Origin of the sequence: Thauera sp. WH-1 (assembly GCF_047806685.1) — a bacterium.
Taxonomy (GTDB): domain Bacteria; phylum Pseudomonadota; class Gammaproteobacteria; order Burkholderiales; family Rhodocyclaceae; genus Thauera.
Window position 1 is genome coordinate 401,084 of sequence record NZ_JBLQGP010000001.1, and the last position, 25,379, is coordinate 426,462.

At 69.8% G+C, this 25,379-nt stretch carries 25 protein-coding genes and 1 tRNA gene; 16 read left to right on the forward strand and 10 right to left on the reverse strand.

Translation table 11 applies throughout. The annotated features are described in order from the left end of the window. Positions 1-107: 107 nt before the first annotated feature. From ahpC to ftsY, 4 genes are all read right to left on the reverse strand, one after another. Positions 108-671 carry an alkyl hydroperoxide reductase subunit C gene (ahpC, locus tag ACMV5O_RS01940; protein ID WP_416161880.1) on the reverse strand — a complete coding sequence of 188 codons (564 nt, stop codon included), beginning with the start codon at positions 669-671 and terminating at the stop codon, positions 108-110. Positions 672-871: 200 nt separating this feature from the next. Beyond that, the gene (gene ftsX / locus ACMV5O_RS01945) at positions 872-1,768 is read right to left on the reverse strand and encodes a permease-like cell division protein FtsX (protein WP_416161950.1); all 897 of its coding nucleotides are present in this window, start codon (positions 1,766-1,768) and stop codon (positions 872-874) included. Further along, complete coding sequence (locus tag ACMV5O_RS01950; RefSeq protein ID WP_416161881.1) at positions 1,765-2,460, reverse strand: cell division ATP-binding protein FtsE; 696 nt, start codon at positions 2,458-2,460, stop codon at positions 1,765-1,767. The genes ftsX and ACMV5O_RS01950 overlap by 4 nt, the downstream gene beginning before the upstream one ends. Beyond that, positions 2,457-3,677 carry a signal recognition particle-docking protein FtsY gene (gene ftsY, locus ACMV5O_RS01955; RefSeq protein ID WP_416161882.1) on the reverse strand — a complete coding sequence of 407 codons (1,221 nt, stop codon included), beginning with the start codon at positions 3,675-3,677 and terminating at the stop codon, positions 2,457-2,459. The genes ACMV5O_RS01950 and ftsY overlap by 4 nt, the downstream gene beginning before the upstream one ends. Positions 3,678-3,840: 163 nt before the next feature. On the opposite strand from ftsY, the gene ACMV5O_RS01960 reads away from it, so the two are divergent. From ACMV5O_RS01960 to ACMV5O_RS01980, 5 genes are read left to right on the forward strand one after another with little or no spacing between them, the layout of a single operon-like run. Continuing rightward, entirely contained in the window at positions 3,841-5,217 is a 1,377-nt protein-coding gene (locus tag ACMV5O_RS01960; protein ID WP_416161883.1) for a M16 family metallopeptidase, read from the forward strand. A 29-nt stretch (positions 5,218-5,246) separates the two neighbouring features. Then, positions 5,247-6,617 (forward strand): M16 family metallopeptidase, encoded by a 1,371-nt coding sequence (locus ACMV5O_RS01965; protein ID WP_416161884.1) that lies wholly within the window; start codon positions 5,247-5,249, stop codon positions 6,615-6,617. Further along, a complete protein-coding gene (rsmD, locus tag ACMV5O_RS01970) occupies positions 6,614-7,153 on the forward strand; it encodes a 16S rRNA (guanine(966)-N(2))-methyltransferase RsmD (protein ID WP_416161885.1) in 540 nt (179 codons plus the stop codon). The genes ACMV5O_RS01965 and rsmD overlap by 4 nt, the downstream gene beginning before the upstream one ends. Further along, positions 7,150-7,638, forward strand: a complete 489-nt coding sequence (gene coaD, locus ACMV5O_RS01975; protein WP_324542071.1) for a pantetheine-phosphate adenylyltransferase — start codon at positions 7,150-7,152, stop codon at positions 7,636-7,638. The genes rsmD and coaD overlap by 4 nt, the downstream gene beginning before the upstream one ends. Before the next feature lie 19 nt (positions 7,639-7,657). Next, positions 7,658-7,909 (forward strand): YfhL family 4Fe-4S dicluster ferredoxin, encoded by a 252-nt coding sequence (locus ACMV5O_RS01980; protein ID WP_324542069.1) that lies wholly within the window; start codon positions 7,658-7,660, stop codon positions 7,907-7,909. A 103-nt stretch (positions 7,910-8,012) separates the two neighbouring features. Here the strand turns inward: ACMV5O_RS01980 and ACMV5O_RS01985 are convergent, their stop codons facing one another. Together ACMV5O_RS01985 and mutM are read right to left on the reverse strand one after the other, a co-directional pair. Continuing rightward, entirely contained in the window at positions 8,013-9,995 is a 1,983-nt protein-coding gene (locus ACMV5O_RS01985; RefSeq protein WP_416161886.1) for a dynamin family protein, read from the reverse strand. Positions 9,996-10,144: 149 nt separating this feature from the next. Beyond that, positions 10,145-10,963: a bifunctional DNA-formamidopyrimidine glycosylase/DNA-(apurinic or apyrimidinic site) lyase gene (mutM, locus tag ACMV5O_RS01990; protein WP_416161887.1), complete on the reverse strand. Its 819-nt coding sequence runs from the start codon at positions 10,961-10,963 to the stop codon at positions 10,145-10,147. A 219-nt stretch (positions 10,964-11,182) separates the two neighbouring features. Between mutM and ACMV5O_RS01995 the strand changes: the two genes are divergently transcribed. From ACMV5O_RS01995 to pth, 7 genes are all read left to right on the forward strand, one after another. Further along, on the forward strand, positions 11,183-12,898 hold the full coding sequence (locus ACMV5O_RS01995) for a tetratricopeptide repeat protein (RefSeq protein WP_416161888.1): 1,716 nt from the start codon (positions 11,183-11,185) through the stop codon (positions 12,896-12,898). After that, entirely contained in the window at positions 12,895-13,506 is a 612-nt protein-coding gene (gene lolB / locus ACMV5O_RS02000) for a lipoprotein insertase outer membrane protein LolB (protein WP_416161889.1), read from the forward strand. Before ACMV5O_RS01995 ends, lolB begins: the two co-directional genes overlap by 4 nt. Further along, the gene (gene ispE, locus ACMV5O_RS02005) at positions 13,488-14,375 is read left to right on the forward strand and encodes a 4-(cytidine 5'-diphospho)-2-C-methyl-D-erythritol kinase (RefSeq protein ID WP_416161890.1); all 888 of its coding nucleotides are present in this window, start codon (positions 13,488-13,490) and stop codon (positions 14,373-14,375) included. The genes lolB and ispE overlap by 19 nt, the downstream gene beginning before the upstream one ends. Before the next feature lie 46 nt (positions 14,376-14,421). Continuing rightward, positions 14,422-14,498, forward strand: a tRNA-Gln gene (locus tag ACMV5O_RS02010). A gap of 93 nt (positions 14,499-14,591) precedes the next feature. Next, the gene (locus ACMV5O_RS02015; RefSeq protein WP_324541767.1) at positions 14,592-15,542 is read left to right on the forward strand and encodes a ribose-phosphate pyrophosphokinase; all 951 of its coding nucleotides are present in this window, start codon (positions 14,592-14,594) and stop codon (positions 15,540-15,542) included. Between the two features lie 88 nt (positions 15,543-15,630). Beyond that, complete coding sequence (locus tag ACMV5O_RS02020) at positions 15,631-16,236, forward strand: 50S ribosomal protein L25/general stress protein Ctc (RefSeq protein WP_416161891.1); 606 nt, start codon at positions 15,631-15,633, stop codon at positions 16,234-16,236. A 38-nt stretch (positions 16,237-16,274) separates the two neighbouring features. Next, entirely contained in the window at positions 16,275-16,955 is a 681-nt protein-coding gene (gene pth, locus ACMV5O_RS02025) for an aminoacyl-tRNA hydrolase (RefSeq protein WP_416161892.1), read from the forward strand. 6 nt (positions 16,956-16,961) lie between these two features. Here pth and ACMV5O_RS02030 read toward each other — a convergent pair whose 3' ends face one another. Then, on the reverse strand, positions 16,962-17,879 hold the full coding sequence (locus ACMV5O_RS02030; RefSeq protein ID WP_416161893.1) for an ATP adenylyltransferase family protein: 918 nt from the start codon (positions 17,877-17,879) through the stop codon (positions 16,962-16,964). A 223-nt stretch (positions 17,880-18,102) separates the two neighbouring features. On the opposite strand from ACMV5O_RS02030, the gene ychF reads away from it, so the two are divergent. The 4 genes from ychF (at position 18,103) to ACMV5O_RS02050 (ending at position 22,432) form a co-directional block, all read left to right on the forward strand. After that, positions 18,103-19,194: a redox-regulated ATPase YchF gene (gene ychF / locus ACMV5O_RS02035; protein ID WP_416161894.1), complete on the forward strand. Its 1,092-nt coding sequence runs from the start codon at positions 18,103-18,105 to the stop codon at positions 19,192-19,194. A gap of 510 nt (positions 19,195-19,704) precedes the next feature. Then, positions 19,705-20,577, forward strand: coding sequence for a hypothetical protein (locus tag ACMV5O_RS02040; protein WP_416161895.1), 873 nt, complete (start codon positions 19,705-19,707; stop codon positions 20,575-20,577). Between the two features lie 15 nt (positions 20,578-20,592). Next, complete coding sequence (locus ACMV5O_RS02045) at positions 20,593-21,495, forward strand: hypothetical protein (RefSeq protein ID WP_416161896.1); 903 nt, start codon at positions 20,593-20,595, stop codon at positions 21,493-21,495. A gap of 1 nt (position 21,496) precedes the next feature. Next, entirely contained in the window at positions 21,497-22,432 is a 936-nt protein-coding gene (locus ACMV5O_RS02050) for a mechanosensitive ion channel family protein (RefSeq protein WP_416161897.1), read from the forward strand. 33 nt (positions 22,433-22,465) lie between these two features. Here the strand turns inward: ACMV5O_RS02050 and ACMV5O_RS02055 are convergent, their stop codons facing one another. The 3 genes from ACMV5O_RS02055 to ACMV5O_RS02065 are packed head-to-tail and all read right to left on the reverse strand — an operon-like array spanning position 22,466 to position 25,217. Beyond that, positions 22,466-23,362, reverse strand: a complete 897-nt coding sequence (locus tag ACMV5O_RS02055) for a DMT family transporter (protein ID WP_416161898.1) — start codon at positions 23,360-23,362, stop codon at positions 22,466-22,468. Continuing rightward, a complete protein-coding gene (locus tag ACMV5O_RS02060; protein ID WP_416161899.1) occupies positions 23,359-23,901 on the reverse strand; it encodes a response regulator transcription factor in 543 nt (180 codons plus the stop codon). The genes ACMV5O_RS02055 and ACMV5O_RS02060 overlap by 4 nt, the downstream gene beginning before the upstream one ends. Next, positions 23,898-25,217: an ATP-binding protein gene (locus ACMV5O_RS02065; protein WP_416161900.1), complete on the reverse strand. Its 1,320-nt coding sequence runs from the start codon at positions 25,215-25,217 to the stop codon at positions 23,898-23,900. Before ACMV5O_RS02065 ends, ACMV5O_RS02060 begins: the two co-directional genes overlap by 4 nt. Between the last annotated feature and the right edge of the window lie 162 nt (positions 25,218-25,379).

The window sequence follows — 25,379 nt, forward strand, 5'->3', positions numbered from 1 at the left end:
GAGTACGACCGCCGCTGTTTGCGTCGGTCCTGATGCGACACAGCCGGCACGAGGCCGGCTGTGCAACGGGCAACCCGGACCGGGTAGGTCCGGGCGCATGCAGCGACTTAGATCTTGCCGACCAGGTCGATCGACGGCGCCAGGGTCTTCTCGCCTTCCTTCCACTTGGCCGGGCACACTTCGTTCGGGTGCGAAGCGACGTACTGGGCGGCCTTCAGCTTGCGAACGGTCTCGGTCACGTCACGGGCGATGGCGTTGTCGTGCACTTCCATCGTCTTGATGATGCCTTCCGGGTTGATGATGAAGGTGCCGCGCAGCGCCAGGCCTTCTTCCGCGATGTGCACGTCGAAGGCGTTGGTCAGCTGGTGGGTCGGGTCGCCGACCAGCGGGAAGCGGGCTTTGCCGACGGCAGACGACGTCTCATGCCAGACCTTGTGCGAGAAGTGGGTGTCGGTGGTGACGATGTACACCTCGGCACCGGCCTTTTCGAACTCACCGTAGTGGTCGGCGGCGTCCTCGATCTCGGTCGGGCAGTTGAAGGTGAAGGCGGCGGGCATGAAGATCACCACTGACCACTTGCCGATGAAGTTCTCTTCGGTGACCGGCACGAACTTGCCGTTGTGGAAAGCGGTGGCCTTGAAGGGCTTGACTTGGGTGTTGATCAGCGACATGTAGAACCTCCAGAAGGGTTGCAGGACGTTGGTTGAAACTCGATGGAAGGCAGTTTAGACCAGGCGGAAATATTGCTCTAATTGATTATCGAGATACTATCGATTGAAACCGCCTATCAAGACCCCGGACAGCGGCCCGCAGCGCCCGGCCTTCCCACCTATCGATTTCGCATTCGCATCTGGGGGCGGAGGCGCCGAATTCAAGTCACTGCCAGATGGCGACGCACCGAGATCGCCGCGCCCAGCCAGCCCAGGAAGGCGGCAAAGGCGACGATCGCGAGCGCCGCGCGCCAGTCCGGCCCGCCGAGGGTGAACACCGCGCCGTAGGTTTCGGCCAGCGCCGTGACCGGGGCGCTCAAGGCGCGCACGCCCAGCCACACCGTGCCCAGCGCCACCAGGCCGCCGAGTGCCCCCTGCAGGCCGCCGAACCAGTAGAAGGGGCGGCGGATGAACGGGTCGGTCGCGCCGAGCAGGCGACTCACCGCGATCTCCTGACGCTGGGTCAGGATCTGCAGGCGGATGGTGTTGAAGGTGACGATGACCAGCGCAAAGCCGAGCAGGCCGGCCAGCATCAGCACCGCCGAGCGGCCGAGCCCGAGCAGCGCATGCAGGCGCTTGACCCAGGCCGAGTCGAGCTGCACCTGCGCCACCTTGGGCCAGGCCTGCATGTCCTCGGCCATGCGCTCGAACAACGCCGGATCCTCGGTGCGCGGCGCCAGCACGAAGGCGTCGGGCAAGGGATTGTCGGTCAGGCCGCCGAGCACGTCGCCGAGGCCGCTGGCCTCGAGCTGGCGCAAGGCCTCGTCGCGCGACACGAAGCGATAGCTCGCCAGCGCGGGGGTCGCCTTCAGGCGCTGCTCGATGGCCGCCCGCTCGGCGGCGCCCGCATCCATGTCGAGGAACAGGCTGATCTCGGGCGTGCCGGACACCCCGCGCGCCAGCGTCGCCACGTTGTCCAGCAGCAGGTAGCCGCCACCGGGCAGCGACAGCGCGATGCCCACCACCAGCGCCGACAGCAAGGTACCCAGCGGCTGCGCAAGAAGCCGGCGCAAGGCATGGACGATCGCCCGCCCGTGCAGATAGAGCCAGTTCATCATGCCGCCACCCCCATCACTGCCCGCCCGCCCGGACATGAATCCTCCACCAGCAAGCCCTTTGCCAGCACCAGCCGGCGCGGACGGCTGGCCGCGAAGAGACTCCCATCATGGGTGGACACCAGCACGGTGACGCCCGCCTCGTTGAACGAGCGGAACAGCCCGGCAATGTCGGACGCATAGGCCGGATCGAGATGCGCGGTCGGCTCGTCGGCGATCAGGATGGAGGGCCTGTTGACGACTGCACGCGCGATCGCCACCCGCTGCTGCTCGCCACCCGACAGCCCGGCGGGCATCTCCTTGCCGCGCCCGTCCAGCCCCACCCGCTCGAGTGCCGCCGCCACCCGTCGCGCCGCATCACGCGGCGGATGACCGGTGATGACGAGCGGCAGCATGACGTTGTCGAACACGCTGCGGTCGAACAGCAGCCGGCTCTCCTGCAGCACCAGGCCGAGGTTGCGGCGCAGGTAGGGAATGGCCGATTTCGGCAGGTGCGACACGTCCTGCCCGTTGATCAGCACGCGCCCGCCGGTGGGGCGCTCGACCACCGGGATCAGCTTGAGCAAGGTGCTCTTGCCCGCGCCCGAATGCCCCGACAGCACGACCAGCTCGCCATGGCGAATCTCGAAGCTGACCCCGGCCAGCGCCGTGTAGCCGCCCGCATAGCGTTTGGCCACGTCCTCGAAGACGATCATGCGCGCTTGCCCGCTCCGCTCTTGACCGCCGCGGCGCCCGGCTCGAACAGCGCATCGACGAACTCGCGCGCCTTGAAGGGCTGCAGATCGTCGATGCCTTCGCCGACGCCGATGAAGCGCAGCGGCTTCGGACACTGGCGCGCGATCGCCGCCAGCACGCCGCCCTTGGCCGTGCCGTCGAGCTTGGTGACGACCAGGCCGGTGACGTCGATGGCCTTGTCGAAGGCCTTGACCTGGGCCAGCGCGTTCTGGCCGATATTGGCATCGAGCACCAGCAGCACCTCATGCGGGCCGGAGGGGTCGGCCTTGGCAATCACCCGGCGCACCTTGGCGATCTCTTCCATCAGATGAAGCTGGGTCGGCAGGCGGCCGGCGGTGTCGGCGAGCACGACGTCGATCCTGCGTGCACGCGCGGCGTTGATCGCATCGAAGATCACCGCCGCGGCATCGCCGCTTTCCTGGGCGACCACGGTGACATTGTTGCGTTCGCCCCAGGTCATCAGCTGCTCGCGCGCGGCGGCGCGGAAGGTGTCGCCGGCGGCGAGCAGCACGCTCTTGCCCTGGGCCTGGAAATACTTGGCCAGCTTGCCGATCGAGGTCGTCTTGCCCGAGCCATTGACGCCCGCGATCATGATGATGTAAGGCTGGTGGCCGCCGAGCTCGAGCGGCTGCTCGAGCGGCGCGATGATGCCGTGCAGGCCGTCGGCGAGCGCCTTCTGCAGCTGGTCGGCGGTCTCCAGCCGGTCGCGCTTCCAGCGCAGGCGCAGGTCGGCGATCAGGTGCTGGGTGGCATCGACGCCACAGTCGGCCATCAACAGCGTGGATTCGAGCTCCTCGAGCAGGTCCTCGTCGATCTTGCGCAGACCGAACAGGCTCGCCAGGCCGCCACCGATCTGCTGCCGGGTGCGCGCCAGTCCCGCCTTCAGGCGCTCGGACCACGACAGCCTGGGGGCGGGCGCCTCGCCCGGCGCGGGAGTCGCCGGCTCGACAGGCTCCGCAGGCGCGGCCTCGACCCGCTCGGCGGGCGCCGCCTCGGCGGCCGTGGCGGCCTCGGCCACGGGCGGGACGGCAGGCTCGGTCACCGCCTGGGCGACAGGCTCGGCCGACGCCACCTCGGTCGATGCCACCTCGGGTGCAGCCTCTGCCGGCATTTGCTCGGCCGCGGCAGGCGCCGTGGCCTCAGCCTTGGCGGACTTCTTCTTCAGGAAACCAAACATGAAACGCTCGGGTCAGAGAGGACGTTTTGCGTCGGCGCGCCGCCCCGGGAGCCGTGGGCGCACGCAGCCGATCACGCTAAGATGCGGCTCCCCGGCGCCCGCCAGCGTCACGCGCAACGGCTCCGCGGAGTGCCGCGAATTCTAACAGATGCAGGACAACTCCATGTTTCGCCACACCCTCTCCCGTTCCCTGCTGCTGGGCGCTGCCAGCGCCCTGTTGATGGCGCCACCGGCGCTGGCCAACCCATTCGAGACCACACTTGCCAACGGCATGAAGCTGATCGTCAAGGAGGACCGCCGCGCGCCCTCGGCGGTGCACATGGTGTGGTATGACGCGGGCGCGATGGACGAGCCGGACGGCGTTTCGGGCGTCGCCCACGTACTCGAGCACATGATGTTCAAGGGCACGGCCAAAGTCGGCCCGGGCGAGTTCAACAAACGCGTGGCAGCCGTCGGCGGGCGCGACAACGCCTTCACCAGCAAGGACTACACCGCCTACTTCCAGCAGGTGCCGCCCGACCGTCTCGCCGAAATGATGGCGCTCGAAGCCGACCGCATGCACAACCTGGTGCTCAAGGACGAGGAGTTCGCGCGCGAGATCGAGGTCGTCAAGGAGGAGCGCCGGCTGCGTACCGACGACCAGCCGCGCGCCCTGGTCTATGAACAATTGATGGCCACCGCCTTCCAGGCCCACCCCTATCGCCGCCCGGTGATCGGCTGGATGCCCGACCTCGAGGCGATGCAGCCCGAGGACGCCCGCGAGTGGTACCGACGCTGGTATGCCCCCAACAACGCCTGGCTGGTGGTGGTGGGCGATGTGGACCACCAGCAGGTGTTCCGCGACGCCGAAAAGCACTATGGCGCGATCCCGGCGCGCACGCTGCCCGCACGCCGCATCTCGCCCGAGCCGGCGCAGCGCGGCCCGCGCAAGTCCGAGGTGCGGGCACCGGCCGAGCTGCCCTACCTCGCCATGGCCTGGCCGGTGCCCGCGCTGCGCGACCCGGCGAACGACCGCGAGGCCTACGCGCTGCAGGTGCTGGCCGCGGTGCTCGACGGCTATGACGGCGCCCGCCTCACCCGCCGTCTGGTGCGTGACCAGCAGCTCGCCGTCTCGGCCGGCGCCGGCTACGACGGCAGCGGGCGCGGGCCGTCGCTGTTCTACCTCGACGGCGTGCCCGCGCCGGGACGCACGATGGACGAGTTGCAGGCCGCGCTGCGCGCCGAACTGCAACGCATCCGCGACCAGGGCATCAGTGCGGAGGAGCTCGCGCGGGTCAAGACCCAGGCCGTCGCCAGCCGCGTCTTCAAGCGCGACTCGCTGATGGGGCAGGCGATGGAGATCGGCTACCTGGAATCCGCCGGCCTGTCGTGGCGCGACGAGGAGCGCCTGCTCGACGGACTGCGCGCAGTCACCGCCGAAGAGGTGCAGGCCGTCGCGCAGCGCTATTTCGACGACGACAGCCTCAGCATCGCCCGCCTCGAGCCACAGCCGCTGGGCGACAAGCGCCCGCGCTCGCCGTTCGCCGCGCCTCGCCACTGACGCTTCCAGACCGGGACACCCCTTCAGCCATGATCACTTCGATTCGCCCACCGATCCTCCCCGCCCTGACCCTCGCCGGCCTGCTCGGCCTTGCTTCGCCGGCGCTGGCCGGCCCGCAGATCCAGCACTGGATGGCGCCGACCGGCGCGCGGGTGCACTTCGTCGAGAGCCGCGCCCTGCCGCTGGTCGACATCCAGGTCAGCTTTGCCGCCGGCACCGCGCTCGACCCGGCCGACAAGGCCGGACTGGCGAGCATGACCCAGGCCCTGCTCGATGCCGGCGCCGGCGATCTGGACGAGCAGACCATCGCCGACCGCAAGGCCGATCTCGGTGCCCAGGTGCGTGGCGGTGCCGACAACGACCGTGCCAGCCTGTCGCTGCGCAGCCTGTCCTCCAGCGCCGAGCTCGACGCCGCGGTGGAGCTCGTGGCCACCCTGCTGGCGCGGCCGAGCTTTCCCGCCGACGTCCTCGAGCGCGAGCGCGCACGCGCGATCGCCGGTCTGCGCGAGGCCCTGACCAAGCCGGGCACGCTCGCCGCGCGCCACTTCAACGCCACGCTGTATGCGGGCCACCCCTACGGCAACAACACCAGCCCGGAGTCGCTCGCACTGATCAGCCGCGATGATCTCGCCGACTTTCATCGCCGCCATTACGGCGCCAATCGCGCCGCGGTCGCGATCGTCGGCGATGTCGACCGCGCCACCGCCGAGCGCATCGCCATCCGCCTCACCGAAGCTCTGCCGCAGACCGAGGCGGCCACCCCGCCGCCGCCGCCCGCGACCACGCGCGCCCAGACCTTCCACATCCCCCACCCCTCGGCCCAGGCCCACATCCTCGTCGGCCAGCCCGGCATGGCGCGCGAGGACGTCGACTACTTCCCGCTGCTGGTGGGCAACTACGTGCTCGGCGGCGGCGGCTTCGTGTCGCGCCTGACGCGCGAGGTGCGCGAGCAGCGCGGCTTCGCCTACAGCGTCTACAGCTTCCTGTCGCCGCAGCAGGTGGCCGGCCCCTTCCAGATCGGGCTGCAGACACGCGGCAGCCAGACCGAGGCGGCGCTCGCCGTGGTGCGCGACACACTGAACGCCTTTCTCGCCGAGGGCCCGAGCGCCGAGGAACTGCAGGCGGCCAAGGACAACCTCATCAACGGCTTCGGGCTGCGCCTGGACTCCAACGCCAAGCTGCTCGACCACGTCGCCATGATCGGTTTCTACGGCCTCGCCCTGGACTGGCTCGACACCTACCCCGCGCAGGTCGCGCAGGTCAGCCTCGAGGCGGTGCGCGAGGCCTGGCAGCGCCGCATCCGCCCCGATCAGCTCATCACCGTGATTGCGGGTGGCGACGGCGATCGCACCACCAACGGATCGAGCCCGGCGGCCGACGCCGCGGACGGCGGCAATTGAGCCGGGTGCGCATCGTCGGCGGGCAGTGGCGCTCGCGCCTGCTCGACGTCGCCCATGTCCAGGGCCTGCGCCCCACGCCCGACCGCGTGCGCGAGACGCTGTTCAACTGGCTGGGGCAGGACCTCGACGGCCAGCACTGCCTCGACCTCTTTGCCGGCACCGGCATCCTCGGCTTCGAGGCCGCCTCGCGCGGCGCCGCAGGGGTGGTGCTGGTCGAACGCGACCCGCGTGCCTTCGATGCACTGCACAAGACGGCAAAGACCCTACAGGCTTCGCAAGTAGAGATCGTGCGCGGCGATGCGGTAAGATTCGCGCAAACCACACCGCGGCAGTTCGACGGCGTGTTTCTCGACCCCCCTTACAAGCAGGGCTGGATCGAGCGCGTAGAACCCTGGCTGGACCGGATCCTGCAGCCCGATGGCTGGCTCTACGTCGAAGCCGAGGCGGCCGTGATGCGCCTGGGCCACTGGCACACCGTCAAACAGGGTCACGCCGGGCAGGTTCATTTCCATCTGATGCGTGGGAGCGAGGCATGAAGGAAACGATTGCGGTCTATCCGGGAACGTTCGACCCGTTCACCCGGGGTCACGAGGACCTCGTGCGGCGGGCGTCGATCCTGTTCGACCGCGTCGTGGTGGCGGTGGCCAAGAGCAACAGCAAGAACCCCATCTTCTCGCTCGAGGAGCGGGTCGACATCGCGCGCTCGGCGGTCGCGGCCTTTCCCGGCGTGACGGTGGTCGGCTTCGACTGCCTGCTGATGGATTTTCTGCTGCAGCAGAACGCGCGCGTGATCCTGCGCGGCCTGCGCGCGGTGTCCGACTTCGAATACGAATTCCAGATGGCGGGGATGAACCGCAAGCTCTATCCGGACGTCGAGACGGTGTTCCTGACCCCGGCCGAGGAGTACATGTTCATCTCGGCCACCATGGTGCGTGAGATCGCCCGCCTCGGCGGCGATGTGAGCAAGTTCGTGCAGCCCCAGGTGCTCGCACGGCTGCGGGAAAAATTGAACTCAAAGTGAAAGCAAGGAAGCAAAGACCATGGCTCTGATCATTACCGACGAGTGCATCAACTGCGACGTCTGCGAACCGGAATGCCCCAACGGCGCAATCTCGCAAGGTGACGAGATCTACGAGATCGACCCCAACAAGTGCACCGAGTGCGTCGGCCACTTCGACGAGCCGCAATGCCAGCAGGTGTGCCCGGTCGACTGTATCCCGCTCGACCCGAACCACAAGGAAAGCAAGGACCAGCTGATGGAGAAGTTCCTCAAGCTGACCGGCAAGGCGTGAGCTTTCGCGGCTAGCAGTCACAGGACGGGCGGGCCGCCAGGCTCGCCCGTCTGTCCTTCAGTGTGGCCTCGCGCGCCCACCCGCGGCGCTAGCGCATCGCAGCTCAGGCCACCGCGCGCCCGGCTTCGAGCGCGGCGCCCGCAGCGCCAGCCCCTTCGTCGCTGACGCCGAGGGCATCGGCGATGCCCCGCTCGAGGACCTCGAGCTCGGCGATCAGCGCCAGTACCGCCTCTTCGCCCTGTTTGAGCTCCTCGACCCGGTTCTCGAGCGTGTCGGTGGCCTCGTGGATGCGTTTCACGCTCTCGAGCCGGCGCTTGAGCTGGATCTGGTATTCGCGCACCTGGGTCTCGAGCGGCGACATCACCGCGCGCAGCCACTGCTCGACATCGCGGTTGGCGACCTCGAAGGTGCGGCGGGCCTGCACCGCCACGGTCTCGAAGAACTTCTGCGTGAGGGTGTGTTTTTCGGTCGTGACCAGGGTCAGCGCGGTGTTGATCTGGCGATTGAAGGCCGCCTCGAGGCGATCGATTTCCTTCTCGTAGCGCAGCGTCGAGAAACCCTCGGGCGGGGTCAGCTTGAGCCCGTGCTCGACGCTGAAGCGCTTGTACATGGTCTCGAGCATGCGCGTGATCTCGGTGATCTCGGTGGTCGAGCGCTCGAGGTTGGCGCGCAGGTTCTTGAAGAAGCCCTGCATCGCTTCGCGCAGGCCGCGGGTGAAGGTCGACTCGAGCATCGCCTCGCGCGTGCGCCGGGTCTCGTCGCGCAGCGCATCCAGCCCCATGTGGGCGAGCAGGCTGTTGGTGAGGTTGGAGAACACCGAGCGCACCGCGTAGTACTTCTGCAGTCCCTGCTCGAACTCCTCCTTCTCGCTGCGGATCTTGCGCATCATGTATTCGATGACGCTCTGGTTCTTGCCGCGCAGGTCGGTGAGTTCCTGCAGCTGCTCGCGAAGTCCGCCCAGCCGGGCCTCCAGCAGGCCGCGCGTCGCACCCACCACCTCGCGCGTCTCGGCGAGCAGGTCCTCGCGCACGATGTCCTGCTTGGTGGGCAGCAGGTCCTCGCTCAGGGCGCGCTCGAGCGCGGTGATGCGGCTGCGTTCGAGCAGTGCGGCGTCGCCCTGGATGCGCGCCACCAGCCCCTTCTGCGCCGACACCGGGAACACCGCCTCGCGCTCGACGCCCAACGTCTCGGCCACCGATTCGACCTGGCGGGCGATCTCGGTCTCGATGCGCGCTGCGTCGCGCAGGCCGTCCCACAGGCCGTCGATCTTGTTCAGCACCACCAGGCGCCCGCGCTGGCGCCCGCCGCCGCCCTGCACGTAGTTGCGCCAGACGGCAAGGTCGCTCTGCGTGACGCCGGTGTCCGCGGCCAGGATGAACAGCACCGCGTGGGCGTTGGGCAGCATCGACAGCGTCAGCTCGGGCTCGGCGCCGATCGCGTTGAGGCCGGGTGTGTCGAGCACGACCAGGCCCTGCTCGAGCAGCGGATGCGGGAATTGGATCAGCGCATGGCGCCAGGCGGGAATCTCGACCCGGCCGTCGGCGCCCGACTTGATGCCGTCCTCGCCGCTCGGATCGACCTCGAAGCCCAATGCCCGCGCCTCGGCCTCGTCGACCCGCAGGGTCTCGCCCACGCGCGCCAGCGCCGCCTGCAGGCTGGCGGCATCGACCGCCTCGAGCGCCACCACCTGCCATTCCTCGGGGTAGCGCTTGAACTCGCTGACCGGACTCTGCCGCGCCCGCGTGTGGATCGGCAGCAGCCGCAGCTCGGGCCGCGCGCCGCGCGACCACTGCAGCTCGGTCGGGCACATCGTGGTGCGCCCGGCGCTCGACGGCAGGATGCGGTCGCCATGGTCGGCGAAGAAGATCGCGTTGATCAGCTCGGACTTGCCGCGCGAGAACTCGGCGACGAAGGCGACCGTCAGCTTGTCGTCACGCAGGCGCTCGAGCAGGTAGTGGAGGCGCAGGTCGGACTGGGCATCGCCCACCTCGTTGCGTGACAGCCAGCTGCGTAGCCGCGTCACCGCCTCGCCGGCATTGCCGCGCCAGCGGCTGTAGGCAGAAAACTGTTCGGTCAGATTGCTCATCGGCTGGCTCATTGCAGACGCGTTGACGGGGCGACAAGCGGACGGCCCACGCGGAGCCCGCCGTCCGGTGGACAATAGCGGCGAAAGCAGCCCGTTTCCATGCCAAATTGCACGCCGCGAGCCGACCGCGGCGTGCGCCCGGTCGGCACTCAGCGTCGTCGCTGGCAGCGCGGACAATAGTAGGTGGCGCGCTGGCCGCTGACGATGCGCTGAATCGGCGTTGCGCACACGCGACAAGGCTCGCCCTCGCGCCCGTAGACGAAGTACTGCTGCTGGAAGTAGCCCGGCTGGCCGTCACCACCGACAAAGTCGCGCAGCGTGCTGCCGCCGGCGGCAATCGCCGCAGTCAGGGTGTCGCGCACCGCCGCCACCAGTCGGGTGCAACGCTGCGGCCCGAGCCGGCCGGCGGCCTCCAGCGGATGGATGCGGGCACGATAAAGACTCTCGGAGGCGTAGATATTGCCGACTCCGACCACGCGCCGGCTATCCATCAGCACATGCTTGATCGGTGCCCGCAGTCCGCGTGTGACGCGGTGCAGCCAGGCGGCATCGAAGGCCTCGTCGAGCGGCTCCGGCCCCAGCCGCGCGAGCAGGGGGTGAGCCGTCACCGCTCCAGCCTGCCACAGCACCATGCCGAAACGGCGCGGGTCGCGCAGCCGCAGCGCCTGCTCGCCGAACACGAAATCGACGTGATCGTGTGCCCCGGGCGGCTCCTCGGCGGCCACGACGCGCAGGCTGCCCGACATGCCCAGATGCACGATCACCGTGCCGGCATCGAAGTCGAGCAAGAGATACTTCGCCCGCCGCCCCACTGCCGCCAAACGCTGGCCGGCGATCGTCGCGGCCAAGTCCTCGGGCACCGGCTGGCGCAGCCTCGGGTTGCGCACGACCAGGGCCGACAGGCGCCGGCCCTCGACATGCGGCCGAATGCCCCGGCGGGTGGTTTCGACTTCGGGGAGTTCGGGCATCGCGCGGCGGACGGACAGGAGGACGAGAACGGAAACAGGAAAGGCCGAGCCGACTGCCGGCCCGCGCCGGGTGGCCGGCTTGCAGCCATGGCGCCGATCTGCATACCATGACGCGAACCGAATTCTAGATCAGCCCTCCAAGTTGCGACAGCGCGCCCGGCCGGCACACCGGGGGGCGTATTCCCAGCGCACCTCACCGAAGTCCGTCGGACCCTGCTCATGAAGAATCAGCTCACTCGTCTCGCCCGTTCCGTCTGCCTTGCCCTTGCGCTGGGCACGGGCGGGAGCGCCCTTGCCGCCAACGGCGACGTCGCCGCTGGCGCGTTCCCGGCGCAGGAGCTGACCCCGCGCACGCTCTACCAGTTCCTGCTCGCCGAGATCGCCGGCGCGCGCGGCCAGATCGGGCTCTCGGCCCAGCTCTACCTCGAGCTCGCGCGCGCCACGCGCGATCCGCGGATTGCGCGCCGCGCCACCGAGATCGCGATGTATTCGCGCAACCTGCAGATCGCCACCGAGGCGGCGCGAATCTGGACCGAGGTCGCGCCGAACTCTGAAGAGGCCCGCCGCGTGCTCGGCAGCATCGCTGGTGCCGGCGAGTCCGGCGATGTCGATCTCGACGCGATCCAGATCCAACTCGCCCGCGTGCTGGCCCAATCCAACGGCCGCCTGCCGCAGAACCTGCTCGGGCTCAACCGTGCGCTGGCCCGGGTGCCGGACAAGCAGGCGACCAAGAGCATCGTGCACCGCCTGACCGAGCCCTATCTCGACGTGCCCGAAGCGCACATCGCCCGCGCCCAGGCGGCGATGATCACCGAAGACCCGATGGAAGCGCTCGCCGCCGTCGATCGGGCGCTCGAGCTGCGTCCCGGCTGGGAACCGGGGGTGCTGCTGAAGGCACAGATCCTGCAGCACGCCGGCGCGGGCGCCGAAGCCTTGCGTCAGCTCGAAGCCGAGGTCACGCGCTCGCCCGACAACAGGACGCTGCGCCAGGCCTATGCCCGGGCCCTGGTCGGCGCACAACGCTTTGTCGACGCACGCACCGAGTTCCGTCATCTGCTCGTCGGCAGCCCGGACGACGCCGAACTGCTCTACGCCGTCGGCCTGCTGTCGCTGCAACTCGACGAGCTTGCCGAGGCCGAGACGCACTTCCTGCGTGCGCTGGGCGCCGGCCATCCGCAGGCCGACCTCATCCGCCTGCACCTCGGCCAGATCGCCGACAGTCGCGGCGAGGGCGAGGCGGCGCGCAAGTGGTTTGCCGAAGTCGGCGACGAGAACCACCGTCCCGAGGCCACCATCCGCAGCGCCCAGAGCCTGGCGCGCGAGGGCCGCATCGACGAGGCGCGCACGCTGCTGCAAGGCGAGGCCGACGAGCCCCAGGTGACCCGTCGCTACATCCTGGCCGAGGCCCAGATCCTGCGCGATGCCGATCGGTCCGGCGAAGCCCTGCTGGTGCTGGACGATGCATTGCGCGAAACCCCGGACGACACCGATCTGCTCTACGAGTCGGCCATGCTCGCCGAGCGCCTGGACCGCATCGACCTGATGGAGACCCGGCTGCGCCGCATCATCGCGCTCAAGCCCGACCACGCCCACGCCTACAACGCGCTCGGCTATTCGCTGGCCGATCGCAGCCTGCGTCTCGATGAGGCACAGCATCTGATCGAGCGCGCGCTCGAGCTGGCGCCCGATGACCCCTTCATCCTCGACAGCATGGGTTGGGTGCGCTTCCGCCGGGGCGACAGCAGCGCCGCACTCGAGCATCTGGAGCGCGCCTACGCCATCCGCAAGGATGCCGAGATCGCCGCCCACCTGGGCGAGGTGCTGTGGACGCTCGCGCGCGAGGACGATGCCCGCCGCATCCTCGACGAGGCCCTCAGCGCCCACCCGGACAATCGCCTGCTGAACGAAACCGCGCAGCGCCTGGGAGTCCGATGAGCCCGCTGCCCGCTTCGGCCGGCGCCCGCAGCCTGCGCCGGCGCAGCCTGCTTGTGGCTGCCGGCGCATGCTGCGTGCTGGCCGCCTGTGCGCCACGGCCGCCCAAGGGCGACATCGCCGCCGCAAGTCGCCGCGCGCTGCCCGCCTTCGTGCTCGAGGGCCGGCTGTCGGCCAGTGACGGCGAGCAGGCGGCGACCGGCCGCGTCGAGTGGCAGCACACGCCCGGCGCCGACAGCCTGACCCTGATCACCCCGCTCGGCCAGATCGCCGCGCAACTCGACAGCGACGCCGGCGGCGCCCGCCTCGTGAGCGCGGACGGCCGACGCCTCGAGGCGGCCAGCGCCGACCTGCTGCTGCCCCAGGTGCTCGGCATCGAGGTGCCGGTGGCCCGCCTCGCGCTGTGGGTCCAAGCCGCGCCCGACGCCAGCGCCGAGGTGAGGCTGCGCGACGCGCGCGGCCGCCCAGCGCTGTTGGTCGATCACGGCTGGCGCATCGACTACCAGCACTACGCGGACGACTCACCGCAAGCCCTCCCTGCGCGCCTCGACATCTCCCGCGGTGACGCCCGCCTTCGCCTCGTGATCGATTCATGGACGCCGCTGCCCTGAGCACCCTGCCGCCGCCGCTGGGCGACGATCCGACGCGCCTCTTCGCCTGTCCGGCACCGGCCAAGCTCAACCTCTTCCTGCACGTGGTCGGCCGTCGCGCGGATGGCTATCACCTGCTGCAGACGGCATTCCGGCTGCTCGACTGGGGCGACACGCTCGACTTCGCCCTTCGCACCGATGGCCGCATCAGACGCACGAACGCGGTGACCGGCGTCGCCGAGGACGAGGACCTCGTCGTGCGCGCCGCAAGGCTGCTGCAGGCACACACCGGCTGCCCGCTGGGCGCGGACATCAGCTTGTACAAGGTGCTGCCGATGGGTGGCGGCCTGGGCGGCGGCAGCTCGGATGCCGCAACCACGCTGATCGCCCTCAACCGCCTGTGGGGCACCGGCCTGTCGCGTGCCGAGCTGCAGGCGCTCGGCCTTCAGCTCGGCGCCGACGTGCCGGTCTTCGTGTTCGGCCAGGACGCCTTCGCCGAAGGCGTGGGCGAAGCCTTGCAGCCGCTGGCGCTGGCGCCGGCCTGGTACGTCGTGCTGTCGCCGGGCGTGTCGGTGCCGACCGGCGAAATTTTTTCGGCGAAGGACTTGACGCGAAATACCGCCCCGATCAAAATGGCGGACTTCGCAGCAAGCACTACGCGAAACGACCTGCAGCCTGTTGCGTGCGGCCGTTATCCCGAAGTGCAGCGCGCGATCGATTGGCTGAGCGCCTCGGCGCCAGCCATGATGACAGGCTCGGGTGCCTGCGTGTTTGCGGAAGCCCCCTCGGAAGTCGAGGCCGACCGCATCGCGAAAAATTGTCCGCCACGCTGGAAAGCCTGGAAAGTGCGCAGTCTGACTCGCCATCCGCTTTACGAGTGGTTACAATAGCGCCCGCTTCGTCGAACGATCCGCGTCGCCGGCGAAACAGGTTTCTTGGGGAGTCGCCAAGTCGGTTAAGGCACCGGATTTTGATTCCGGCATTCGAGGGTTCGAATCCTTCCTCCCCAGCCATACAACGACGGGCAGGCCACGAGCCTGCCCGAGTCGTTTTGCGCGACGACATTTATTCGCACGTCGTTTCTTACGGCTTCGGAGTAGCTGAAAATGCCCCACGGCAGCCTGATGGTCTTCACCGGCAACGCCAACCCCAAGCTTGGCGCCGACGTGACGCGACGTCTGGGTATCTCCCTCGGTTCGGCCACCGTCGGCCGCTTCTCGGACGGCGAAGTCAACGTCGAGCTGCTCGAGAACGTGCGCGGCAAGGACGTCTTCGTGCTGCAGCCGACCTGCTCGCCGACCAACGACAATCTCATGGAACTGCTGGTGCTGGTCGACGCCTTGAAGCGCGCCTCCGCCGGCCGCATCACCGCCGCCATCCCCTACTTCGGCTACGCCCGCCAGGACCGCCGCCCGCGTTCGGCGCGCGTGCCGATCACGGCCAAGGTCGTCGCCAACATGCTGCAGGCGGTCGGCGTCCAGCGCCTGCTGACGATGGACCTGCACGCCGACCAGATCCAGGGCTTCTTCGACATCGCGGTCGATAACGTCTATGCCGCACCGGTCCTGCTCGCCGACCTCGACAAGCAGAAGTACGACGACTTGCTGGTGGTCTCGCCCGACGTCGGCGGCGTGGTGCGGGCGCGCGCCTTCGCCAAGCGTATGGAATGCGACCTGGCGATCATCGACAAGCGCCGCCCCAAGGCCAACGTGTCCGAGGTGATGAACATCATTGGCGAGGTCGAGGGCCGCACCTGCGTGATCATGGACGACATCGTCGACACCGCTGGCACGCTGTGCAAGGCGGCCGCCGCGCTCAAGGAACACGGCGCCAAGCGCGTGCTGTCCTACTGCACACACGCCGTGCTGTCGGGCGCGGCGGTGTCGCGCATCAACGACTCGGCGCTCGACGAGCTGGTCGTCACCGACACCATCCCGCTGCGCGAGGACGCCAAGGCCAGCTCGCGCATCCGCCAGGTTTCGGTCGCCTCGCTGCTGGCCGACACCATCCTGCGCATCAGCAACGAGGAGTCGGTCTCCTCGCTGTTCATGGAATGAGGCTTTCGCCCCTGCGGCCACGTGCCGCGCGGGCTCTTACCGTCTTCGCCTGGTCGCGGGCGAGGACATTTCACTCAGGAGCAACACCATGCAAATCGAATTCAAGGCCACCAAGCGTGACGCGCAGGGTACGGGTGCGAGCCGCCGCCTGCGTCGCGCCGGCCACGTCCCGGGGATCATCTACGGCGGTGCGGGCGACGCCCTGCCGGTCACCATGGACCACAACGAGCTCTACCACCTGCTGCGCAAGGAGGCCTTCCACGCCTCCGTGCTGAGCATCGACGTCGACGGCAGCAAGGAATCCGTGGTGCTGCGCGACACCCAGTGGCACCCGTTCAAGCAGCAAGTGCTTCACATCGACTTCCAGCGTGTCGCCGCCGACCAGAAGATGCACCTGAAGGTGCCGCTGCACTTCGTCGGCGACGACGTCAGCCCGGCGGTCAAGCTCGGTGGCTGCATGATCTCGCACACCATCAACGAAATCGACGTCCAGTGCCTGCCGAAGGACCTGCCCGAGTTCATCACCGTCGACCTGTCGGCGCTGGAAGCCGGCCAGTCGGTGCACGTGTCGCAGATCACGCTGCCGGCCGGCGTCGAGCTGGTGGCCCACGGTGAAGGCGACCCGGTCGTCGCCACCGCGCTGCTGGTCAAGGGCGCTGCCGCCGAAGGCGAGGGCGAAGGCGAAGCGGCCTGAGCCCCTTCCGCCGCCCGGATGCCTGAGACCGACCCTCGATGAGCACTGCGCCCACGCGCCCGCCTCGTCTGATCGTCGGCCTCGGCAATCCGGGGGCCGAATACGCTGAAACCCGGCACAACGCCGGGTTTTGGTTTTGTGAGCGGCTCGCCGACGAGTTCGGCGCACGCTTCGCGCACGAATCCCGCTTTCACGGCCTGGTCGCCAACGCGCGCGAGGCCGGCATGTGGCTGCTGATGCCACAGACCTACATGAACCGCTCCGGCCAGGCGGTGGGTGCGCTGGCGCGCTTCTACCGCATCGAGCCGGCCGAGATCCTCGTCGTGCATGACGAGCTCGACATCCCGCCCGGCCAGCTGCGCCTCAAGTTCGGCGGCGGCCTCGGCGGCCACAACGGCCTCAAGGACACCTCCGCCCACCTCGGCAGCAACGACTACTGGCGCCTGCGGATCGGCATCGGCCATCCCGGCGACCGCAACGAGGTGGTCAATTTCGTGCTCAAGCCTGCACGCCGCGAGGAGCAGCAACTGATCGACGAGGCCATCGACAAGGCGCTCGCGGTCTGGCCGCAGATCCAGCGCGGCGAGCTCAACGCCGCCGCCACCCGGCTCAACGCCCGCCCCGCGCCACCCAAGCCCCCGAAGCCGCCGAAGCCCCGCGGGCCGGCTGCGCCGGTCGGCGACGGCGAGCCGCCCGCAGGGGACGGCTCGGGCGCCTGAGCCCGCTCAGTAGCCGACTGCAGCCAGCGCGCGCAGCGGGCCGACCGCGCGGATCGCGTCGATCTGCTCCGGATGGCGGGTGTACAGCGTGCCGCCGAAGCACACTGCGCTCATCGAGATGCCTTCGAAATGCTCCCGGCTGCGCGGAATCGCCAGCAACCAGCCCTCGCCCGCGAGCAGGTTGAAGGGCGGCAGCAGGCCATCCTCGCCCGGGCGCAGGCCAAGCTCGGCGCAGGCACGCTCGAAGCCCGCCAGCAGGCTGTCGGCCGCCGCGGCCACTGGCTCGCCCCGACCGCAGCGCACGCGCACGAAGCAGTGCCGCATTGGCAGCGCCGGATGCGTCGCCACGCCCTGCTCCGCCAGGCCGGCCGGCAGCCCGGGGGCGAACAGGCGCAGGCTGGCGTTGCCGGCGGCCTCGGGCATCCACTGCACGTGCTTGTGGCGCTGGCTGGCGCCCGCGGCGGTGCCGCCGTTGTAGAGTCCGATCCCGCCCGCCGCGCCCATCAGCACGGCGAGCGCGGCGAAGTCGCTGTGCGCCAGCGGCGTGAGCTGCTCGGCGAACGCCCGCCGCGCCAGCACCAGGTGCCGCTCGCACAGCGGAAACTTGTTCAGGATCGCGACGTGCTCGGCCCCCACCGGCCCGACGGTGAGCTCGGAGTCGGGATTGAGGAAGGGGTTGAAGTTCGGGTCGCGCGGACCGCCGGGGATGGCCACCGTCTTGTCGTCCCTGGCGCCCTCGCCTGCCTCGGCCTTGGCCGCCGCCTTGCTCGCATCCTTGGCCGCCAGCGAGGACACCCAGCGCACGATGAAGCGCATGCCCGCGTCCTCGATCTCGACCTCCTCGGCCTGCACCGGCACCAGCGCCCCCGACGCCAGCGCGGCCGCGCTGCGGGCATCGATCGCCTCGATCCAGCTCATGCTCATCCCCGTCTCCCCTTGTCTGTTTTTGGCCAAAAGCAGGACGGGCGATTGTAGGCCAGGCGCGCAGCAAGAGCCACGCTGCCCCCTCAACCCCCACACCCCGCCCGCGCCCCGCCGGCCTTTGGAGGACCACCCCGCGACACGGTACAATCCCGGGTTTTCCACACCGGATCAAGCCCGTAGCCGCGACGCGGCCGCGCTGCCGCCGGAACGATCAAGGATTCACATGAGCCTGAAATGCGGAATCGTCGGACTGCCCAACGTCGGCAAGTCGACCCTGTTCAACGCCCTCACCAAGGCCGGCATCCAGGCCGAGAACTACCCCTTCTGCACCATCGAGCCCAACGTCGGCATCGTCGAGGTGCCGGACCTGCGCCTCGCCCAGCTCGCCGAGATCGTCAAGCCGCAGAAGATCCAGCCTGCCATCGTCGAGTTCGTCGACATCGCCGGCCTGGTCGCCGGCGCCTCCAAGGGCGAAGGCCTGGGCAACCAGTTCCTCGCCAACATCCGCGAGACCGACGCCATCGTGCACGTCGTGCGCTGCTTCGCCGACGACAACGTGATCCACGTCTCCGGCAGCGTCGATCCGATCCGCGACATCGAGGTCATCGACACCGAACTGGCGCTCGCCGACATGGCCACCGTCGAGAAGGCGATCAACCGCTACAAGCGCCCCGCCGCCTCGGGTGACAAGGAGGCCAAGATCCTGGTCGCCGTGCTCGAGAAGTGCTTCGCCCAGCTCGACCAGGGCAAGCCGGTGCGCGCGCTCGAGCTCGCCAAGGAAGAATGGGCCGCGCTGAAGCCCTTCTGCCTGATCACCGCCAAGCCGGTGCTCTACGCGGCCAACGTCGCCGAGGACGGCTTCGACAACAACCCGCAGCTGGACGCGGTGCGCGCACACGCCGCTGCCGAAGGGGCCGAGGTGGTCGCACTGTGCGCCGCAATCGAGGCCGAGATCGCCGACCTCGAGGACGCCGACAAGAAGGAATTCCTCGAGACCATGGGCCTCGAGGAACCCGGCCTCGACCGCCTGATCCGCGCCGGCTACAAGCTGCTCGGCCTGCAGACCTACTTCACCGCCGGCGTCAAGGAAGTGCGCGCATGGACCATCCACGTCGGCGACACCGCCCCGCAGGCGGCCGGCGTGATCCACACCGACTTCGAGCGCGGCTTCATCCGCGCCCAGACCATCGCCTTCGACGACTTCATCCAGTTCAAGGGCGAGGCCGGCGCCAAGGAAGCGGGCAAGATGCGCGCCGAGGGCAAGGAGTACGTGGTCAAGGACGGCGACGTGCTGAACTTCCTGTTCAACGTCTGACGCACGTCGCATCAAGCCAGGCCGTGGTGTCGGTCATGCGGCCGCCCACGCGGCACGGGACACGCCGCGTGTCCTGGCCTACAATACGCGCTCACACACCGATTGCCTGCCCGATGACCATGCCTGCCCATCACCGCTTCGCCCGCTGCCGCGCTCCACTGCGCGCAGGTGGCCGCGTGCGCGCGCGCAGCATGATGTCGCCGCTGCGCGATCTCGCGACCCAGCTCGCGTTCAAGGTCACAGGGTCTCCCGCCGTGCTTTCCCAGGCCGTGCGGGGCCAGTACCGGGGCTAAGCCCCACCCCCGCACGGCACCTTGCCCGGGATGCGCATGACGCGCCTCCCGATCAACGTGCAGCCGCTGCGGGTCCCTGTCCAGTCCCCCGCTCCCAGACCGCCCAGGCGGTCAGGCCCCGGTCCATCCGGGCCACCCCGGTCATCGACATCTCCCGTCGGCTGCCTCCCAGGATGCCGCGCCATGGCGCGGCCATGCGATGCACGAGGGTGATGCAATGGTTCTCACACGTAGTTTCGTCAGGGCGAAGCGGCCCTGCACCGACGGATTCCGCTGGTTCGTCCGCCAGTTCGGCGACGGTGGCAATTATCAGGCCATGCTCGACGAGATGGTCGCGGCCGGCCGCGTCGGCGACGCCTGCTGGCTGCTGGAGCAGTTCGGTCCCACCGACGAGGTACGGGTGCTCGACGCGATCGAGGCCGAGGCGATCGTGTTCGCCGGCACGCTGGAGGTGCGCGGCAGCGTCGATGTGGAAGGCGTCGTGCGCGTCGGGCGCTCGCTGCATGCCGGCGCCGGCGTGTGCGCCGGCGGCGAGCTGCGCATCGGCGCCGACCTGCGGGTCGAGGGCAGCATCCGCGCCGAGGCCGGGCTGCGCGTCGGGGGCGACCTGCGCGCAGGCTGGGGCGTGGAGTGCGCCGGCGAGCTGCGCTGCGACGGTGAGGTGCGCACCGGCTGGGACCTGCGCTGCGCCGGCCGCGTGCGCATCGCCGGCAATGCCTGCGTCGGGCTCGATCTCGAGGGCGAGGAAGGCGTGCGCTGCGCCAAGGGCCTGCAGGTGGGTGGCGACATCCGCGTGGCGCACAGCCTGCGCGCCGGCCAGGGCATCGCCGCGGGCGGCTCGATCGAGGTCGGCATGCACCTGGAAGCCGGCTGGGGCATCAAGGCCGGCAAGGTGATCGGTGCCGCCGGGGCGATCCGTGCCGGCGAGAGTCTGAATGCGGGCGAGGCCATCCGCGCCGGTGCCGGCTATGGCGTGTTCGCCGGTCTCGACGTGCAGATGGAGGCCTGGGAGAGCAGCGCGCGGGTGAGCGCCCCGCAGCGCCCCGAGGGCCTGATGAGCGGCTGGTGGGCCGGTCCGGCGGTGTGCTGAGGAAGGACGACCGACATGAACGCAATCGCCCTTAGCCGCCGCTCGCTCGGCTACCTGCACACCCCGCTCTCGCACCGCAGCACTTTCTCGCCGCGCTCGGCGCTGGCCTTTCCGCAGCCGCCGCCCGCGCGCGAGGCGTTTGACGCCGTGTTGTCCCTGGCGCGGCGCGCGCCCCTGCGCACGCGTCCTTGCGCGCACCTGCACCAGGCCCTGCGCAATGCGCTGCACCACGCCCTGCACGAAGCCGCCCAGGCCGTCGTCCGCCTGCTCCCGCTCCGCCGCCTGCTTCAGGCGCACACCCACCCGCCGCGCCTCGAGCTGCGCATCGACGTCAACCAGCCCGACGAAGACATCGAAGCCGAACTCGCCGCCCTGCACCGCCGCCTGCACACGCCGGGCGACGCCATGAACGCCTGCGCGCGCCTGCCCGCGCTGCAGCCGGGCCTGATCTTCCATCACCGCGAGGCCGACGGCGAACACTATGTGTATGTCGAGGACCCGAGCCGCGGCTGCCTGGCGGGCTACACCGTGTTCAACCGCCTGATCGAGGTCGACCGGCGCACCGATCGCCACGTGCGCTCGCCGCATTCCAAGTACGCGCCCGCCTACCAGGGCCGCGGCATCGCCAGCACGGTCTACGCCTGGGCGCTCGGCCGCGGCCTGTGCCTGGTCAGCGGCGCGCGCCAGTCCGAGGGCGCGCATGCCCTGTGGCGCGCGCTGGCGCGCCGCCATCCGCTGCGCTGGGTCAGCCTGCAGGCCAAGCGCATGCACGACCTCGGCCGCGAGGCGCCGGTCGCCCGCGCCGCCGCGCTCGACACCCGCATGCTGCTGCTGGGCGAGGGCTGGAGCCTGTCCCAGCTGCACGCGCGCCAACTGCTGCACCCGGCCGCCGCTGGGGCCGCCCCGGGGAGCCGCTGAGATGAAGACCCCCGAGGCACCGAGCCCCGTTCCCTCCTGGCTGCGCGCCGCGGCCGCGCTTGCCCTGCTGCTGCTGGTCGCAGCCCTGGCCGAGCCCCTGCTCCAGCGCCTGCCCGCCGCCCATCCGCTGCAGGACTGGCGCGAGCCCGTGCGCAACGCGGCCCTCGCCCTCGCCCTGCTGGTCGGCGCCCACCTGCTGCATGCGCTGGCGAGCAGCCGGCTGTCGCAGCGCCGCAAGGGGCAACGGCCGGTGCCCAAGGTCCTGCTCGATCTGTTCCGGGTCGTCCTCTTCGCCGTGGCCACCCTGCTCGCCCTGTCTCTGCTGCTGCGCCAGGGCCTGTCGGGTCTGCTCACCGGCTCGGGCCTGGTGCTGGCGGTGCTGGGCTTCGCCATCCGCAACGTGGTCGCGGACACCTTGTCGGGCATCGCGCTCGGCATCGAGGCGCCGTTTCGCATGGGCGACTGGGTGCGGATCGAGACCCTGGCGCAGGGGCGGGTGCAGGAGATCGGCTGGCGCACCACCCGCCTGGTCACGCGCGACAGCACCTACGTGATCCTGCCCAACAGCCAGATCTCGCGCCAGCGCATCACCAACTTCAGCGCGCCGCGCAAGGAGTACCGCGACCATGTCGAGCTCACCCTGCCGGGGAACCTGCCGGTGGCCGAGGCCAGGGAGCTGATCCGCGAAGCGCTGGACGGCGCCCACAGCCTGGTGGACGGCAGGCCGCCCGAGGTGCAGGTAGTGCAGTACGGCCCCCAGGGCATCAGCTACCGGGTGAAGTACTGGGTACCCCAGCACGACCGCGAGCCCATGTGTCGCGACGAGGTGTTCAGCCTGATCGATCTCGCCCTGCGGGAGCGGGGCGTGCAGTTCGAGCGTGCGCCGGCGGCGGCGCCGTGCGCACTGCGCGGCACGATGCGGGACGAGACGCTGTGAGGCGCGGCCCGGTCGCGGGCGCGTGCCGCCCCTTCAGCCCAGGCTGCGCAGCAAGTCCCTGACCCAGCGCCAGCGGCTCAGCACCAGCGCCGAGAAGATCAGCCCGCAGCCGACGAACTGCTGCGCGCTCATCGTCTCGCCGAACCACCACGCCGCCACCAGCGCGGTCCACATCGGCTCGAGCATCAGGATCACCGCCGCGTGGCTGGCGCTGGTCAGGCTCTGGCCGTGCAGCTGGACGAAGAAGCGCAGCGTGGTGGCGAGGATGGCGCTGGCGAGCAGCCAGCCCACGACCGGTGCGGCGACCGTTTCCGGCCAGCGCTCCAGCAGCAGCGACAGCGGCAGCATCAGCACCGCGACCATCAGCACCTGCACCGCGCTCAGCGCCAGCGGCGGCACGTTGCGCACGATGCGGCTGTTGAGCGTGAACAGCAGGGCGAACACCAGCGCGGCACCAAGGAAGAACCACTGCCCGGGCTCGAAGCGGAAGCCCTGCTCGAGCGAAAGGCAGGCAAAGCCCAGCAGCGCGAGCGGCATCGCCACCCAGGTGATGCGCGGCGGGCGCTCGTCGAACAGCAGCCAGCCGATCACCGGCACCATGACGATGCCGAGGCTGGAGATGAAGGCGCCTTCGCCAATGTGGTTGGCGTGCTCCAGGCCGGTGATCCACAGCGCCATCGCCGCGGCGAACAGCGCGCCGACGATCAGGGCGCCCCTCAGGCCCGCGGCCGTGAGCCGGCGCAGTTGCGGCCAGGCGAAGGCGAGCAGCACGACGCCGGCAAGCAGGAAACGCAGGCTGACGAACTGCAGCGGCGCCAGCCCGGCGAGCGCTTCCTTGGAGAAGATCCAGCCGGCGGCAGCCAGCAGCGTGGTCGCCAGCAGCCACAGGTCGGCCTTCAGGGTGTGGGCGGGGGGCGTCACCGCGCTCACGCGCCGCTCGGCGGACGGGCGAGCTTGCGCTGCAGCGTGCGGCGGTGCATCTGCAGCGCACGCGCGGTGGCGGAGATGTTGCCGTCGTGTTCGGCGAGCACGCGCTGGATGTGTTCCCACTCCAGGCGGTCGACCGACATCGGCGCGTCGGGCACATGGGCATCGATGACCACGTCCTCGGCGCGCAGCGCCTTGATGATGGCGTCGAGCTCGGCGGGCTTGGCCAGGTACTGGATGGCGCCCAGCTTCACCGCATCGACCGCGGTGGCGATGCTGGCGTAGCCGGTGAGCACCAGGATGCGGGCGCCGGGGCTGGCCTCGAGCAGCGGGCGGATCAGCTTGAGGCCGGATTCGCCGCCGATGTTGAGGTCGAGCACGATGAACTCGGGCGCATGGTCCTGGGCCAGCTCCAGCGCCCCCTCGCTGTCGGTGGCGCCATAGGTGTCGAAGCCGCGCTGGGCGAGCGCGCGCACCAGCACGCGGTTGAACGCAGGGTCGTCGTCGACGACGAGCAGCGTGGGGGCGTTGTCGGCAATCATTCGGGTGCAGCCTGGGACGGGATCATCAAGCACGCAATGGTGCCACCGCCGGGGCGCGGACGGAACGCCAGCCGCCCGCCATGATGCTCGACCGCCGCATGCGCCAGCATCAGCCCCACGCCCATGCCCTGCGCATGAGCGCCGAGCGGCGCCCGGCGCGCCGCGTCGATGCGTGCCGCGGGCAGTCCAGGGCCGCGATCGGCGACCTCGACCGTCACCATGCCGGCCGCGGCGCGCAGCCTCAGTTCCACCGCGGCCACGGGCGGTGTAGCGGCCGCTGCCGCGCGGCCATCGGCATCGGTACTGGCACGCGCACTGGCATTGGCGGCATTGTCGATGAGGTTGTGCAAGGCCTCGCCGAGCGAGGCGTCGGCCACGATCGCCCCGCCTTCGCCGTCGATCCGCAGCGCCACACCGGGGCGCAACTGCTGCCAGCGCGCCGCCACCTGCTCGACCCAGCGGCGGGCGTCGATGACACCGCCGCCTTCCGCGCGTTGCTGCCCCGCCTCGCGCGTGAGGCTGTTGAGGATGTCGCGGCAATGGTCGATCTGCGCGCGCATCAGCTCGACGTCCTCGCGCGCCTCGGCGGCCACGTCGCCCCGGCGCGCGAGCTCGTCGGCCAGGATGCGCAGCGTGCCCAGCGGCGTGCCCAGCCGATGTGCGGCGCCGGCCGCGAGCTTGCCGAGGCCGACGACGTAGGCATCGCGCGCCCGTGCGGCCTTGGCCTCGGCGAGTTCGTCCTCGCGCCGGGCCAATGCGGCATTGAGGCGGGCGATGAACCACACCACGGTCGCCGCCGACAGCGCGAAGCTGAGCCACATGCCAGCCAGATGCCAATGCATGGCCTGCTCCGCATTGGCCAGGCGGATGGGCTCGTGGTACTGCCACAACAGCGAGTACAGGCCGATCGCCAGCCCTGCCAGCAGCCAGGCCTGCAGCGCCGGCAGGATCGAGGCCCCGATCGCCACCACCGGCAGCAGCAGCGAGATGGCGGGGTTGGTCACGCCACCGGCGTAGTACAGGAAGGCGCCCCAGGCGATCAGGTCGATCGCCAGCTGCAACATCGCCCCCGTGGGCCCGACCAGCCAGCGCGCCGCCCCGGCGGCAAGCCCCAGGTTGACCGCCAGCAGGCCCAGCGTCACCGCCGCCAGCGGCGCCATCGCCTGTGCCGGTGCCAGCCACGGAAACACCACGAAGGCGAGCACGGCCATCGCCCCCAGCGACAGCCAGCGCAGCTTGAGCAAGCGGCCGCGCTCGGTGCGCACCGCGCTCAGCGTGTGCGACGCCGACTCGAGCCCGGTGTCGTCCCTGTCCATACGCCACCTCCCGATCATCAAGAGGGCCTTTTTTGTGCATGCGATGTATCGCCGTCTTTGCGATACATCAAGGTTCGCTGAATTTCAGCTTCATAGAATGCAGCTGCGACAAAACGTCACAGGACAACTTGTCACAGGCAGGCGGTACAGCCAAACCCGGCG